The 14,245-nt window shown below is 49.2% G+C and carries 10 protein-coding genes and 1 pseudogene; all 11 read right to left on the minus strand.

Annotation, left to right across the window (positions count from 1 at the left end; all coding sequences use genetic code 11):
• Positions 1-100 precede the first annotated feature (100 nt).
• The 11 genes and pseudogenes from NC796_RS19560 to NC796_RS19615 all read right to left on the minus strand — a co-directional run bounded on the left by NC796_RS19560 (position 101) and on the right by NC796_RS19615 (position 14,134).
• A complete protein-coding gene (locus NC796_RS19560) occupies positions 101-343 on the minus strand; it encodes a hypothetical protein (RefSeq protein WP_310686923.1) in 243 nt (80 codons plus the stop codon).
• Complete coding sequence (locus tag NC796_RS19565) at positions 336-1,448, minus strand: FecR domain-containing protein (protein WP_310686925.1); 1,113 nt, start codon at positions 1,446-1,448, stop codon at positions 336-338. Before NC796_RS19565 ends, NC796_RS19560 begins: the two co-directional genes overlap by 8 nt.
• A 228-nt stretch (positions 1,449-1,676) precedes the next feature.
• A complete protein-coding gene (locus NC796_RS19570; RefSeq protein ID WP_310686927.1) occupies positions 1,677-2,303 on the minus strand; it encodes an RNA polymerase sigma-70 factor in 627 nt (208 codons plus the stop codon).
• A gap of 371 nt (positions 2,304-2,674) precedes the next feature.
• Complete coding sequence (locus tag NC796_RS19575) at positions 2,675-2,860, minus strand: hypothetical protein (protein ID WP_310686928.1); 186 nt, start codon at positions 2,858-2,860, stop codon at positions 2,675-2,677.
• Between the two features lie 386 nt (positions 2,861-3,246).
• On the minus strand, positions 3,247-4,269 hold the full coding sequence (locus NC796_RS19580) for a zinc-binding alcohol dehydrogenase family protein (protein WP_310686930.1): 1,023 nt from the start codon (positions 4,267-4,269) through the stop codon (positions 3,247-3,249).
• A gap of 195 nt (positions 4,270-4,464) precedes the next feature.
• On the minus strand, positions 4,465-5,427 hold the full coding sequence (locus tag NC796_RS19585; RefSeq protein ID WP_310686931.1) for a pectinesterase family protein: 963 nt from the start codon (positions 5,425-5,427) through the stop codon (positions 4,465-4,467).
• A 160-nt stretch (positions 5,428-5,587) separates the two neighbouring features.
• A pseudogene (locus NC796_RS19590) lies at positions 5,588-6,560 on the minus strand (pectinesterase family protein).
• 124 nt (positions 6,561-6,684) lie between these two features.
• The gene (locus tag NC796_RS19600; protein WP_310686936.1) at positions 6,685-8,307 is read right to left on the minus strand and encodes a glycoside hydrolase family 28 protein; all 1,623 of its coding nucleotides are present in this window, start codon (positions 8,305-8,307) and stop codon (positions 6,685-6,687) included.
• Positions 8,308-8,560: 253 nt separating this feature from the next.
• A complete protein-coding gene (locus NC796_RS19605; protein ID WP_310686938.1) occupies positions 8,561-10,225 on the minus strand; it encodes a glycoside hydrolase 43 family protein in 1,665 nt (554 codons plus the stop codon).
• A 56-nt stretch (positions 10,226-10,281) separates the two neighbouring features.
• Positions 10,282-11,652 carry a hypothetical protein gene (locus tag NC796_RS19610; protein ID WP_310686939.1) on the minus strand — a complete coding sequence of 457 codons (1,371 nt, stop codon included), beginning with the start codon at positions 11,650-11,652 and terminating at the stop codon, positions 10,282-10,284.
• Positions 11,636-14,134: a glycoside hydrolase family 95 protein gene (locus NC796_RS19615; RefSeq protein WP_310686941.1), complete on the minus strand. Its 2,499-nt coding sequence runs from the start codon at positions 14,132-14,134 to the stop codon at positions 11,636-11,638. Before NC796_RS19615 ends, NC796_RS19610 begins: the two co-directional genes overlap by 17 nt.
• Positions 14,135-14,245: the final 111 nt, after the last annotated feature.

Consider the following 14,245-nt stretch of genomic DNA (forward strand, 5'->3'; position numbering starts at 1 on the left):
CACTCCCGGCAGCAGCTGGTCGATCAACTCATGAGCTACATCAAAGACTATAACCAGAAGAACGCAAAACCATTCAACTGGACCTATGGAAAAGAGTACCTCACGAATTAAGTGGTAATGACACTAGGTGAAATTTCAGCGTGACCTTTTTAGAGCTTAAATCCACATCTGTTGCCTGGAGCCCCAGGTCACTGATCTCGGCATTAGCCAACGACCCCAATGCGGCATTAGATTGCGCCTTGGCTTCCAGCGAACTGCCGGTTGCCATTAAGACAAAGATCAAAAGCAGAGCTCTTGAAACCTTCCAGCATGTTTCCCTAACGTGTTTGTGTCGATTATTCATTGCGAGTTCCCTTAGTTTTGGATTTGAAAATTACGGTATCTCCTTGCAGCTCATAGTCTATCCCCAGAGAAAAGGAGATAATCCCCAACACTTTCTCTGGTGTCTCTCTTTTAAATGAAGCTTTCAAACGTTCAGAAAGCAGTGTTGAATCTTGTACTTCGATATTCAGATCATAGACCCTTTCAAGTCGTTGAATAACATCTCGCATAGGCGTGCCTTCAAAAATCATGCGACCGTTAACCCACGCCAAGTACGGCGACAACGAGACATTTTGGGGATTTGTCGGCAATTGGCCCTCCTTAACGAGTGTTTGCTGACCTTTTGTTAGAATAACTTCAGATGGGCGATCTTCTTTATCTTCATTTCCTCTATTCCCATGTTCATTTAGCTTATTTTGCTTGACAGCGACCTTGCCGTCCCGGACTACGACTTCGACAGCCTCATCTTCTTTATATCCGTTTACATTGAATTCAGTACCCAGAACCTGCACTGCCACCCCGTTTGAATGCACGATGAACGGGGCATCCTCATTATGTTCTACTTTAAAAAAGGCCTCCCCCTCCAGATATATCTCACGGGTGGCACCTTTAAACTGCTCGGGAAACCGAACGGAACTCATGGAGTTAAGGGTAATCTGGCTGCCGTCACTGAACTCCATGCTGGCCCGTTCTCCCCTGGCGGTCTCAATTTTTTTCATCACCATTTCAACAGTGGTCGTTTCTTCCGAACTATTACCTAAATCGGAAAAGTAGAACGCCGGCACTGCTACAATCAGAACAACGGCCGCCACACGAAGCAAATAGGCAAGTGTGTTTCCACTTGAAGTTTTTGCCGTACCATGTTTTGCAAAGACTGGCTGAGGTTTTGAAGTAGGAGATTCATCCATCTCAATACCCAATCGCCGACTAATGCGCTTCCACTCCTCTTCAAAGTCCACTTCCACATCGTGACCGGGCGCTACATCCCACACTTTCTTTACCGCATTAAAATACTCCCGGTGATCGGCATCCTCAGCCAACCATTTCTCAAGTGTTTGCTCTTCCTGCGGCGTACACTCTTCGGAAAGGTATCGACGAATTAGATTTAACATTTTATGTTCTTCCATATTCTTATATAGCTCTTTTCAGATTTTTTGAAGTTGTGAGATCGTATGTGATAAAACTTCCCGAAATAATAAATTTCCCTTACAAAATCTTCTTCACCCATATAGATCCACGCCAAAACGGGTACCCTGTAATTTTTTTGAGAAAAATTTTACAGGTAGGGAATACCAGGTGGAAAAGGGAGTATCAAAGGCTCAATAACGACCGTATACACCGTCCTATGGCACTTTTTAATGTAAAACCGGTTCTAAAAGAATATATAAAATCAGTATGGGAAGGAAGGAGGATAGCTGATCTCGCAGTATTTTCAGGGCCCGGCCAATCTGAGATTCCACGGTTTTGTGCGAGATCTCCATCACCTGCGCAATCTCTTTGTAGGTCAGGCCATCCCGGCGGTGCAGTTTATAGGCCATTCGGGCTCGTTCGGGCAACTCCTGGATAGCACGTTGAACGGCTTGCTTGAATTTTTCTGGTTCGTCCATCTCTTTTGGAACAATCTTTCTTTTCTCCTGCTCTTCAATATAAGCTTCTATATATTTTTGCTCTGTTTTTTGATCCCGTACGTGTTTCAGCGCCTCATTTTTAACCGACTGGTACAGGTACATTTTTAGTGACTGGGTGGGATTCCAAGAGGATCTCCTCTCCCAGATATTGGCAAACACATCTTGCACTACATCTTTTGCCGTATGAGAGGACTTGACGTATTGATAGGCGAAGCCGGCTAGCTCCTTAAAGTACTCTCTCATGAGGTGTTTAAAAGCGCGGGGATCTCCGCCTTGTATTTCTTGAATAAGTTGCTCTTCCTTTTCAAATGGATTGCTTCCATTTTCAAAGAAATCGCTTGTGTTATTATTCATTATTTATGTTGCTCAAACCAATCCCCTGTTTAAATGACTTTACAAGAAAATCAATACTATCATTAAAACCAATTGCAGTTAATTTAACCTCAGTTCGAGATAAATAAATAGGGCTTCCTCAGACAGACTCTAAGTCATGATTTACCAGTCCCATACAAGGCTAAATTAGCGATTCAAATGCAAGGTTTTCCGTTAATTTCTCCAAAGACCTTGCATTTGCTACGGTTGTGGCAGACACCTTGAATCCCACCGTAAGATAACACCTCATAACCAGCGAAATGGGTGTTCATTTTTTCGGTGAGGAAAATCTGCCGGTGGGCGGACTGAAGAACTTCCACCGCAACACTCACCAGAGCATCCCAGATATTGTGCTATCTTGCTGCCAACCAGTCGGTTGCTTTGGAACGGTCCTCCCTTTTGGGCAAGCCGGCTGCAGGGGTGCTCTGGACTCGGGGGCAGCGACCATAGTTATCCTGGATCGCCCACTCCTCCGGCCTTGGATTTGTTCGCCGCCCGGGCAAACGAAGCGAAGGCGTGAAGAAAGAAATCTTGCTCAACTATTTCTTTAGGATCATGAATGTGGAAACCCTCTTTAACTAAAAAAGCACAAACCGTGAATATCTTGATTTCTTTTAGCCAGAGCGGAGGGCAGCCAGGCGAAGAAATCCCCCGACGGTGATTTTTTGGGTTCTTTTTTGTTCACACAAAAAGGAACACCTCTGACCACGAAAAAGGTTAACGGGACTTTTTGAGCAAGCCCTAAATAACTGTCACCAGTAGGGATTCAGCGACCATCGGGATCCCGACAGCTGAACAGAAAACGGACGGGGAGATCGCCACGTCGACCTCATCGTTGAGTCCAAAAGTATCAACAAAAGCCTCCTCGCGATGACAGCTATGTTTATGGATAGTCTTTATGTCGAACTGACGTTAGATTAGATTATCAGGTCAGCTCCACCATCGCTTTAATCACCCCGGACTCCGGCTTCAACCAGCTATCAAATTCCCCGATCATCTCATCGAAGCGGGCCCGGTGGGTAATCCAGGGATCGGTATCGATGGCCCCCTGTTCCACGAAGCGGATAATCTGCCGGAAATCTTCTGCCAGGGCGTTGCGGCTTGCCATAAGGGTCAGCTCCTTTTTGTGGAAGTCCGGGTCATGGAAAGTCACGTCTCCCTGAAAGAGTCCTACATAAACCAACCGCCCGCCGTGAGCCACCAGGTCGAATGCGTTCTCCATTGACTGCTTGTTGCCGGTGGCGTCCAGCACCACCGAGGGCAGGTTGCCACCAAACAGAGCGCGCAGCTGTTCTTTGGCATCTTCCTGGAGTGGATTCACTCCACCGGCCAGGTCAAATGACTCCCGGCAGAATGCCATCCGCCCCTCATCGATCTCCATAACGGCCACCTCGGCGTCGGCCGCGAGGGCAAACTGCAGGGCTCCAAGCCCAATCGGTCCGGCCCCAACAACAAGTACTCGGTCTTCTGAGGTAATATTTGCACGGTTTACCGCGTGGCAACCGATACCCAACGGTTCCATCAGCGCAAGCTGATCGTAGGTTAGCTCTTCTGAGGGGTGTAAGAATTTGGCCGGGAACTTGAAATACTCTCGCATTCCCCCATCCTCATGGACGCCCAGTACCGACATTCGTTCGGCGCAATTGGGCTTTCCACTTTTAACGGCCTGGTCTTCGGGGTAATACCGGTAGGGCTCGACCGAGCAGCGGTCGCCGACCGATACATTTTCCACTTTCGACCCGGTTTCGACCACCTCCACTCCCAGCTCATGGCCCAGGATGCGTGGGTAACTAAAAAACGGTTGCTCACCGGCATAGGCGTGCAGGTCGGTTCCACAAATGCCAATCCGGTGAACCTTCAGAAGAGCTTCGCCCGGTTCAAGGTTCAAATCAAACTCTTTTTGAGTTTGCTTAAAATCACCTGGTTCCTGTAAAATAATTGTATTCATTTACTTACTTGGTTTGAAAAGATTCTTATAAAAACTCAGCATAAAGAAGAACTGCCGAGAGCCATTAATTATCTCTTTTGCAATGGCTGTGGAGTGTATCAAATATAACCTATGTTTTCCAGCGGTATAAGGGATAAGCGCAGTCTCATAAAACAACTGCTTAGGGTACCTAGAAATACGAGAAATAAAGTGATGTTATCTGTTTGTTATTTCCCAATCTCCAAAAACGGACTCCAAACTATAGTTTTTGGCCTGCTCAGGGGTTAAAATGTGGGTCCATTCGGCCCGTTTGCCCGGCTGGTAGCCCGGACCCTTGTTACCATACTCCCCGTAAAATACCGTCTGTTCTGCTTCTGGCTTGCCCCAGTTGTTCCAGCCTACCGGACGAATATGGTCGCCCATGTAGCAGTTCAGAAAGACTGTGCGGGCAAAGTTGCGCCATGGTCGGCCCAGGTAAACTTCGGTCACATCCTCAGCAGCTGTTAATCTGCAATTTTTGAAGATAAAACCGTGCTCAACGCTCTTGGCTGTGGAAGCGGCCGTGATGTAGGAGTTACTCTTGGAATGGATGGTGCAATCTTCGAATACCGCTGTGGCTTCCCCAAAAATAAAGTCGGTGGTTCCCTCGATGTAACACTCCTTAAAATACTGGCGGTCTCCTTCCCCGGCGGCATATATCGTATCCTGGTCACCCAGAATCCGGCAGCTTTCAAACGAGGCGCGGTCAGCTTCTACATGCAGAGCCACCGCCTGTCCCACAGGACCGGCCGTATTACGTATCGTCAGGTTTTCCGCGTGGAAATCGTTGCCATCCACCAGCAGGGTGTAGGTATGAAAGGTACTGTTACGCCCGCGGTCAATCTTGTCAAAATAGTCATCGTAAGTGATGATGGTGTTTTCTTTGCTTTCTCCCACCAATGAGAGCTTTGTATTCCAGGAGTGCACCTTTACCTTCTCGCGGTACACCCCATCTTTGATCTGGATCGTAATGCGCTCGTAGGGAAACGACTTGCTGGCATCGATCGCCGCCTGGATGCTGGTAAAATCACCACTCCCGTCCTTGGCGACTACGAATTCAGTTTCGTAATCCTGGGCGGTGGCGCCGACGGCGAACACTCCCAATAACAACAAAAATACTCCGATAACCTTGCTTGACATATTATTTTGATTATGTGATATAATTTGAATGGTTTGGCGACAGATTCACACAAGTAAACCAGATTTAATCCGCTCACTTTCGTGTAAATCTGCGGCTCAGTTACGTTACAAATTACTGGCATGCACTCTGGACACTACCCCACAAATTGTTAAATCCGATTTACTCGATACGCTCCAGGGGATTCCAGCCATCAAAAATGTTTTCCAGTGTGTATTTGGCCGCTTTTTCTTCCGTAAGCTGCTGCGACCAAGATACCCGTTCGCTCGGCTGGTAGCCCGGTCCCTTGTTGTCGTATTCTGCATACAAAACGGTCTCTTCTCGCTCAGGCTCACCCCAGTTGTGCCACCCTTCGGGCTTGATGACACTTTCCAGGTAGCTGTTCATCACAACCACCTGTGCGTATGATCGCCAAGGGCGTCCGAAGTAAAATGAACCTTTGGGCGCATCGCCCGTAATGCGGCTATTCATGATTACGTATCCGAACTCCTTCTCTTCGGGGGTAGAGGCTGCCGTGAGATAGCTCCCGCCCTTTTTGCAGTAAATTTCACAGTTATCAAACACAGCTGTTGAGGAACCGAAAATGAAATCCGTAGCCCCTTCGATGTAGCTGTCTTTATAATATTGGCGGCTGTCATCGGCGTGCGTATACAGGGTGTCCTGGAATCCCAGGAACCGACAGTTCACAAATACGGCTTTGTCACCATCTACCCGGAGGGCTACGGCCTGCCCGACATCTCCCGCCGAGTTTTCAAACGTGATATTGCGGGCCGTAAAATTATCTCCGAACAGGAAAAAGCTGGAGGAACCCGTCGTACCCAACTCTTCCCCGAACCGGTTCTTTTTGGATGCGTAGTCATCATAGGTCAGGATCGTCTCCTCAACATCTTCCCCAACAAGGGTGACGTTGGTTTTAGACTGTGGCAGCACGAGCTTCTCCTTATAGACGCCTTTCTTTATAAATATTGTTAGTTTCCTTATCCCGGAAATCAGGCACGGACAGGATCGCTTCCTGGACGGTGGTAAAATCACCGCTTCCGTCTTTGGCAACAACAAAATCGTAGCTTTCCTGCCCGTAACAGTTGGTAACAAGTAAAAGCAATAAGAGGTAACCGATAGACTTAACTTTGATCATAACGTTGGTGGTTAATAGTTTGAAAAATCATTGAATAATCTTGCCATTATCCGAGGTTATATCATTCAAGTCATCCCCCTAAATCCCCCTTCAAAGGGAGATTCCTTAAGCTTTTTAATTTGTTTTACTTTACAATTTCTGTTTCCTCTACATTGGGACCGACGCTCAGGTTTTCGCTCGTGTTTGTAAATGAAATGCCAGACAGATCCAGGGCTTCGGTGAAGGGGCCTACAATTCTGAGTCCGGTGCCAGCATCTGCTGACTCTTCATATCCCAGGGTTACCTCTTCCAGACCCAGGTTATGAACATTATTGAGGTACAGGATCGGCCCATGACTTACACGCACATCCACATTCTTCATACTGATCTGATCCGCATCCATAATCATACCGCCACGATCGGAGGTAAATTCCACGTTTTCTATGCTGACATTTTGCACGTTCATCTCGGGCAATCCCTGGATCCAGAGAGCCGTTTCCGAATCGTAAGAGTAGATATTCCTGATGCGAATATTTCGAAATTGCGGCGTTTCCTCAGTTACTTCCGGGAGTTGCTTGCGTATCGCTTCCTTATCTACTACTTCCGCATTCTGATCGGGAGAAGGAGCCTCCCCGCCATAATACAGGTTAAACCGCAGCGGCTCGGTGACGATATCCTGCATGTAGATGTTGTGGATATCAATATTTTCAACTACTCCACCACGACCGCGCGTGCTTTTAAAACGAATGCCGGTATCCGTACCAATAAAATTCATGTCTGATACCGCAATATTGCGAACACCACCGGACATCTCGCTGCCGACCACAAACCCGCCGTGGGCCTTATACACCGTGTTTTCCCGTATAATCACATTTTCAGTGGGTATCCCACGCCGGCGACCATCTTCATTCTTGCCCGATTTAATGCAGATCGCATCATCGCCAACGTCAAAGCTGTTGTTGTAGATCACCGCATTCTTAGAGGATTCCAGGTCGACGCCGTCCCCATTCCAGGAATACTCCGGGTTCCTGACTGTAAGGTTACGGATGATCACATTTTCACTCATCAGCGGGTGCAACATCCAGGCCGGTGAGTTTTGAAAAGTCGGCCCGTCGAACAGTACATTTTTACTTTCCCGGATGCTGACCATCACGGGACGCAGAAAATCTTTGTAGGGCTGGTGATCTTCCCTGGTCTCCAGGTCAGCCGGTACATTGGAGTCAAACTTTTGATGAGACAGGCGATATTCTTCGCTGGGATACCACGTTTCCCCATCTTCTGAGAGCACACCACCGGAGACTACTTGCTCCTCCCATTGATATTCATTCATATCTGATTTATTGACGCCCCGCCAGGTATGACCGGAACCATCGAAAATGCCCTCCCCGGTAATAGCCACATTCGTCAACCCTTTACCGTAGATCGGAGACATCACCCGCCAGGTATCGAGTCCCTCGAAACTGGTATCGACCAGCGGATACAGCTCCTTATCGCCACTGAATATGACCAGCGCTCCTTTTTCCGCATGCAGGTTAATGTTGCTCTGTAATGTGATGGGCCCGGTCTTCCAGATACCCTGGGGAATAACCACACGTCCGCCCCCCTGCTCCGCCACATGCGCGATAGCTTTGCGGAATGCCTCCGTGTTGAGCGTGTTTCCATCCGGTACGGCCCCAAACTCTTCGATATTTACAGAATAATCGGGAAATTCCGGTACCGGAACTTTGGGCATATCAAAAGAGATGCCCTCATAAAACGAATCAGGCACCGGTTTAAAATAGTCCGATTCTTTTGGCGGCTTTTCTGCCGAGCAACTGATGAAAATTGCAGTTAAAAGCAGTAAAGAAAAAACTTTTGCGGAAGGTGATATCATTTATTGAAGCATCTATTAATTTGAACAGTAACTGTAGGTGCGACGCACTTCAAAAGTGCGTCGCACCTTTGGGAATTAGACCTCTTATTAACCTACCTTGATTCTTTAGATATTTTGAGTCGTTAACTTCTTCACCGATCCAGCTCGGTTACTCATTTTCTGTTACACGGAACCAGTCAAAATCGGCAAAGCCGGAATCGTAATTTTCATATGGACGGGAGGCAAACAGTCCCACCTTTGCCCCAATCCAGCCGCCGGGCCGGGCCTGGAATTCTTCTCCGATTTCGGTAAAGTTTTCACCATCCGTACTGTAACTGAAGCGGCACTGCACGTCGCCCTTTTCGCCGCTCACTTCCACTCGAAACCAAAGCTGGTTACTGTCGACAAACTCACCAGTTATTTCTTGCTCGTGACCTCCACCATCTGCCTCATGGGCTACGGTTTGCGATACGTAGAGACCTTCCTCGTCCCGGTCTGTCACCGACAAGTAGGAGTAGTCGCGGCCCATAACAATGAGCCCCGTCTGTTCACCGATCTCTTCATTCGAGGGATGGAACTCCAGCTTCGTGGTAGCCGTAAAGTTTTGAGCCGGCAGCTTCTGCAGCAGCAGGTGTGGTACGTCCCAATAGTTGGTAAAATCTTCCGGCACCCTGGTGGAATAGAGGCGCAAAACGTCTTCATTGCCATGCGGAAAGCCCCAGAACACTTCCGGGTTGGCATGCCACTGCCACTGTAGGCCAAGCGTATTTGAATCAAACTCGTCAGATTCTATCGGCGTTTGTACAGGATAGCCTTGCCCCACATCCGGTTTCTTGTGGGTAATAACCGGCTCACCAATGCCATCATTATTTTTGTCTTCGCCCATCATCGGCCAGCCATCTTCCCAATGGATCGGGTTCAGGTGCACGATACGCCCGTAGGCGCCCTGGTCACTAAAGTGCACGAACCAGGATTCCCCGGTCTGCGTCTCCACCATCCCACCCTGGTGCGGGCCATTGATGTCGGTATTGCCCTGGTGCATTACGACCTTTTCTTCATACGGGCCCAGCGGATTCTTTGAACGCATCGCCAATTGCCAGCCGAACTCCACACCCCCGGCCGGTGCCAGGATATAATAGTAGTCGCCCCGCTTGTAAAACTTCGGACCTTCCACCGTAGGATGCTCTTCGTGTCCGTCAAAAACAATTACCGGCTCATCAAGCAGCTCAGTTCCGTTGGGACTCATCGGCTGGGCTACCAAAATACTGTTGATGCCGGCCCGGCTGCGTGCAAAGGCGTGCACCAGGTAGGCCTTTCCGTCGGAGTCCCACAGCGGGGAGGGATCGATCAGGCCCTTGCCTTCCTTGACCAGGGTCGGTTTGCTCCACGGGCCGGCCGGGTCGGTAGCCTTCACCATGTAAATGCCAAAATCCGGGTCACCCCAGTAGATGTAAAACTCACCATCGTGGTAGCGAAAGCTCGGGGCCCACACGCCCTCCTCATGCCGGGGCTCCTTAAAATGTTCTTTCGGATAGAGTCGCGGCAGGGCGTGGCCGATCAGCTCCCAGTTGACGAGGTCTTTGGAGTGAAGAATCGGCAGGCCCGGCACGGTGTTGAAGCTGGAGGAGGTCATGTAATAATCATCACCAACGCGTACCACATCCGGGTCGGAATAGTCAGCGTGGATAATCGGGTTGGTGTAGGTGCCGTCCCCATTGTCGCCCACCCAGACATCAGAGACGTAGCTACCAGCTGACTGATCCTGCGACTGGGCCAGCGAAGTTGCTGCCATCAGCAGTAACAACATTGAAAATGTAGCTGTAAAACGTATCATAAACTTTTTCAAGTGGAACATAAATAGTCCTGGTGTTAAGTAGGGATTATGGCAATTCATTTGCTTAAACTGGGTTCTGTTATCGGGTTAACTAATTCATTTAGATAGACTTCTACATTGGTGTAGTCCTTATGGAGTGTAAATTCTTTGCCGTCGGAAGTGTCGGTCGCATCCAGACCATGCTTTCTCTCCCACTTGTCCGGCATGCCATCGCGGTCGCTATCTTTGGGAGCAGGTTCTGATTGAAGTTTGGGCCACCCGCCCACTTCATCCTGGGAGTCTATGATCCCCGGTTTTTGACTCCGAGAACCATGGTATCTAGCTGTTCCCGTGCGCACTTCCCTAATGACTCTGGTATCCAGCGGGTCTCGCTGCAGGCTGGCACCTGCATATTCGAGTACTTTATTGAAAACGACTTCAGGCTCATGTTCAGTGATAGGGGCATAGTCGAACGGGGTGGCATGATAGGCGGAATCGGGATGTTCGCATTGCACACCGCCTGCCCAGTTGTCTTCCGTGACTTCAGGGTATCCTTCCACAAAATTATCGGCCACATAAAACTTGCCATAGGGTCGGGATGGATTTACTATTCGATCGGCAACATCTTCTTGCGTAGCCGGACCGGGTTTAAAATAATTTTTCACCATGTTATGCTCGCCATCTTCTCCCCCATAAATACTATTGTCTCCCCAGTTATATATCACATTGTTACGAAAATCGACCTGTCGGTTTGGAATGTCACTCTCATAATTGGAACCAGAAAAACGGGGATTCCGGCTGGTGTGATGGGCAATCAGGTTATGGTGAAAACTGCCTCTCACCGCCCCCCAGATGCCGCCGTACCCGTGATCTCCCTTTTCGTGATGGGAATAGTTCAGGCTCTCAGAGATGATGTTCCATTGCAGGGTCACATCTTCGTTGGTATAGAATGAGGCGGCCTCATCAATGGCCCAGCTGACAGAGCAGTGATCCAAGATAAAATTTTTGATTCCCCGGCCTCCGATGGCGTCGCTCTCCAGCTGGTTCACATCGCCAAGACGAAACCGCATGTACCTTATTATGACATTATCTGCATCCACAATCACGGGGTAATCTTTGACGGTTATGCCATCACCCGGGGCAGACTGACCAGCCAGGGTCAAATCTCCGTGCTCAATTTGCAGCTCGGACTTAAGCGCAATATTCCCGGATACCCCAAAGACGACGATCCGTGGCCCTTCGGTTTCGATGGCAGCCCGCAGGCTACCGGGACCACTGTCATTAAGATTTGTCACGTAGATGACCTCACCTCCTCGCCCCCCAGTGGTAAACCTCCCGTAGCCTTCTGCACCAGGGAAAGCCAGCGACTGAGCATTTCCAACTTGGCTCAGCAGCACCATTAAACTGGCCAACGCTGCCGAAAATGTTATCTTAGAAACTGATCTCATAGGTATTCCCTGCTTCCGTTTGAATATCATATTCATAGACTTTGCGAAGATCTAGATCCTCAAGATCAGCCTCCGGAGATACCAGCGGTTCTTTGATATCGGTTGGATTGTTCAGATCATTGGGATTTTCTCCTTTTGCTAACGTCAGTTTTGCATTTGAGACAGATGCCGGCTTCCAGTATGAACGAATGCGTAAATTACCGCCCAGCCTGGAATGGATCACCGCTTTAGTGGGCTTGCTGTCTTCCCAGTGCAGGTTGATCTCAAATCCACCCCGTGCTACCAAGCCATGAATCTTTCCTTCCGGCCACGCATCGGGCAGTGCCGGCAGTAGGTGGATAGCTCCATCATGGCTCTGCATCAACATCTCTGCGATCCCGGCAGTGGCCCCGAAGTTGCCATCGATCTGGAACGGGGGATGCGCATCAAACAGGTTGGGATAGGTGCCGCCGCGTTCCTCCCCGTCTGGCAATATGGCAGGCTTGATCTGATCCTCAAGAAGTTTATAAGCGTGATTACCATCGAGCAGCCGGGCCCACCAGTTCACCTTCCAGCCCATCGACCAGCCGGTGGACTCGTCGCCGCGGGCTATCAGCGAAGTACGTGCCGCCTGGAACAGCTCCGGATTCCGGTAGGGTGATATCTGGTTGCTGGGATGCAGTCCATACAAGTGCGAAACATGACGATGATTGTTCTCCGGGTCATCCCAGTCTTTGAGCCACTCCTGCAGTTGCCCCCAATGACCGATCTGCATCGGGGGGATGCGCTCTTTCTTGGCTTTAACCGTATCTATAAATGCCTGGTCCCGTTTCAAGATATCCGCGGCCTTGATAATGTTGGAAAACACGTCATTGACCAGCTGGTTGTCCATGGTAGTACCGGCGGCCATAGAAACGCCTTTTACATGCGAATTTTCCGGTGACATGGAGGGAGCCACGACCAGCCAATTGTTTTCCGGATATTCCTGCAGCACATCCACATAGAAAAGAGCGGCTCCTTTAAGTACCGGGTAAACCTCGGCCAGAAATTCTTCATCCCCGGTGTGCAGGTAATGCTGCCAGAGATGCTGTGACAGCCATGCACCACCCATCGGCCACATGCCGTAATGAGCACCATCAATAGGCCCTGTCATCCGCCATATATCGGTATTATGATGGGTATTCCAGCCACGCGCACCGTACATTTTAGTTGCACTTTCCTGCCCGGTTTTGGACAGGTCCTTCAACATGGAAAACAGCGGTTGGTGCATCTCGGAGAGATTGGTGAGCTCCGCCGGCCAGTAGTTCATTTCGGTGTTAATGTTGATCGTGTATTTGCTATCCCAAGGGGGAGCTGTCTCTCTGTTCCAAATACCCTGCAGGTTGGCTGGTTGTCCACCGGGCTGCGAACTGGAGATCAGCAGGTAGCGGCCATACTGGAAAAACAGTTCTGCCATCTGTGGATCATCTGATGTTTTAAACTCCTCAACACGAACATCGGTTGTTTTAAGAGCTTGGGCGGTCCCCCCAAGGTCAAGTGAAACCCGGTCAAAATATTTTTGGTAATTCTTAATATGATCCGCTTTGAGCTCTTCGTAGGTTTTATATTTAGCTTTTTCCAAATACTGTTCGGCTCGCAGCGACTCGTTGCCTGTCAGATCTTTGTAGCTGTTAAAATTAGTACCTATCGAAATATACAGGATTACCCTGTCTGCTCCCTGAACGCTTACCGTGCTGTCGTTGGGAACTACCTTGCCCCCCTTAACCTCAGGTTCGACGATGGTATGGAATTCTACTTTCCCGTCTTTGTTCTCCCGGTCTCCAGATCTTCCCGAAAATATCAACTGGTTGTTTTTGGGATGCACCCGGAACGTCTCCATCGGGCTGTCAGCACCCATGGTGAACGTTATACTCCCTGGTTTGTCGGCGGAGAGTCGAACTACCATCACATCATCGGTCAGGGAGGAGAATATTTCTCGCTGGAAGGTGACGCCTCCTTTCTTATAAGAGACCGATGCAACAGCTCGGTCGATATCCAGATCACGGTAGTAATCGCTCACATCCTGGTGACCCGGAAATTCCAGGAACAGGCTCCCCACGGTTTGATACGGCATACCGTAATTATTACCCTCAGGCGCGTGCCGCGGCAAGTATTCGAATGTAAGTTCAGACGCCTCCTCATTTTTACCGGCAAATAGCAACTCGCGAATTTTCGGTAGGGCTTCTTTCAGGCCGTTTTTAACATTATTGCCCGGCTCCCCGGCCCAGACCGTCTCTTCATTAAGCTGTATCTCCTCGCGATGGGGCTTTCCGTAAATCATTGCGCCAAGTTGACCGTTGCCGACGGGCAGTGCTTCATCCCAAATTTCAGCCGCTTCATCATACCACAGTTTGAGATCATCCGAGGGTTGGGCCCATGAAACCTGGACAGAACCAAAAAATAGAAACAGGATAACTACTGTTATCCACAACTGAATATTATTACTATATCCTTTGAATTGCATATCTGTTGGTTGATTTGAAATTGATGCCAATAATCGGTCAATCTCCCTAAATCCCTCTTACCGCCAGTGGTCGGTCACGGCTCCAAGAGTGACTAAGAAGAGATACTCCAA

Origin of the sequence: Aliifodinibius sp. S!AR15-10, from assembly GCF_031569985.1 — a bacterium.
Lineage (GTDB): Bacteria > Bacteroidota > Rhodothermia > Balneolales > Balneolaceae > JAMQKA01.

Excerpts from the sequence above, each read along its gene's own strand:
- NC796_RS19565 (WP_310686925.1), bottom strand. The coding sequence starts at position 1,448 with ATGGAAGAACATAAAATGTTAAATCTAATTCGTCGATACCTTTCCGAA.
- NC796_RS19605 (WP_310686938.1), bottom strand. The coding sequence starts at position 10,225 with ATGATACGTTTTACAGCTACATTTTCAATGTTGTTACTGCTGATGGCA.
- NC796_RS19615 (WP_310686941.1), bottom strand. The coding sequence starts at position 14,134 with ATGCAATTCAAAGGATATAGTAATAATATTCAGTTGTGGATAACAGTA.
- NC796_RS19610 (WP_310686939.1), bottom strand. The coding sequence starts at position 11,652 with ATGAGATCAGTTTCTAAGATAACATTTTCGGCAGCGTTGGCCAGTTTA.
- NC796_RS19580 (WP_310686930.1), bottom strand. The coding sequence starts at position 4,269 with ATGAATACAATTATTTTACAGGAACCAGGTGATTTTAAGCAAACTCAA.
- NC796_RS19570 (WP_310686927.1), bottom strand. The coding sequence starts at position 2,303 with ATGAATAATAACACAAGCGATTTCTTTGAAAATGGAAGCAATCCATTT.
- NC796_RS19585 (WP_310686931.1), bottom strand. The coding sequence starts at position 5,427 with ATGTCAAGCAAGGTTATCGGAGTATTTTTGTTGTTATTGGGAGTGTTC.
- NC796_RS19560 (WP_310686923.1), bottom strand. The coding sequence starts at position 343 with ATGAATAATCGACACAAACACGTTAGGGAAACATGCTGGAAGGTTTCA.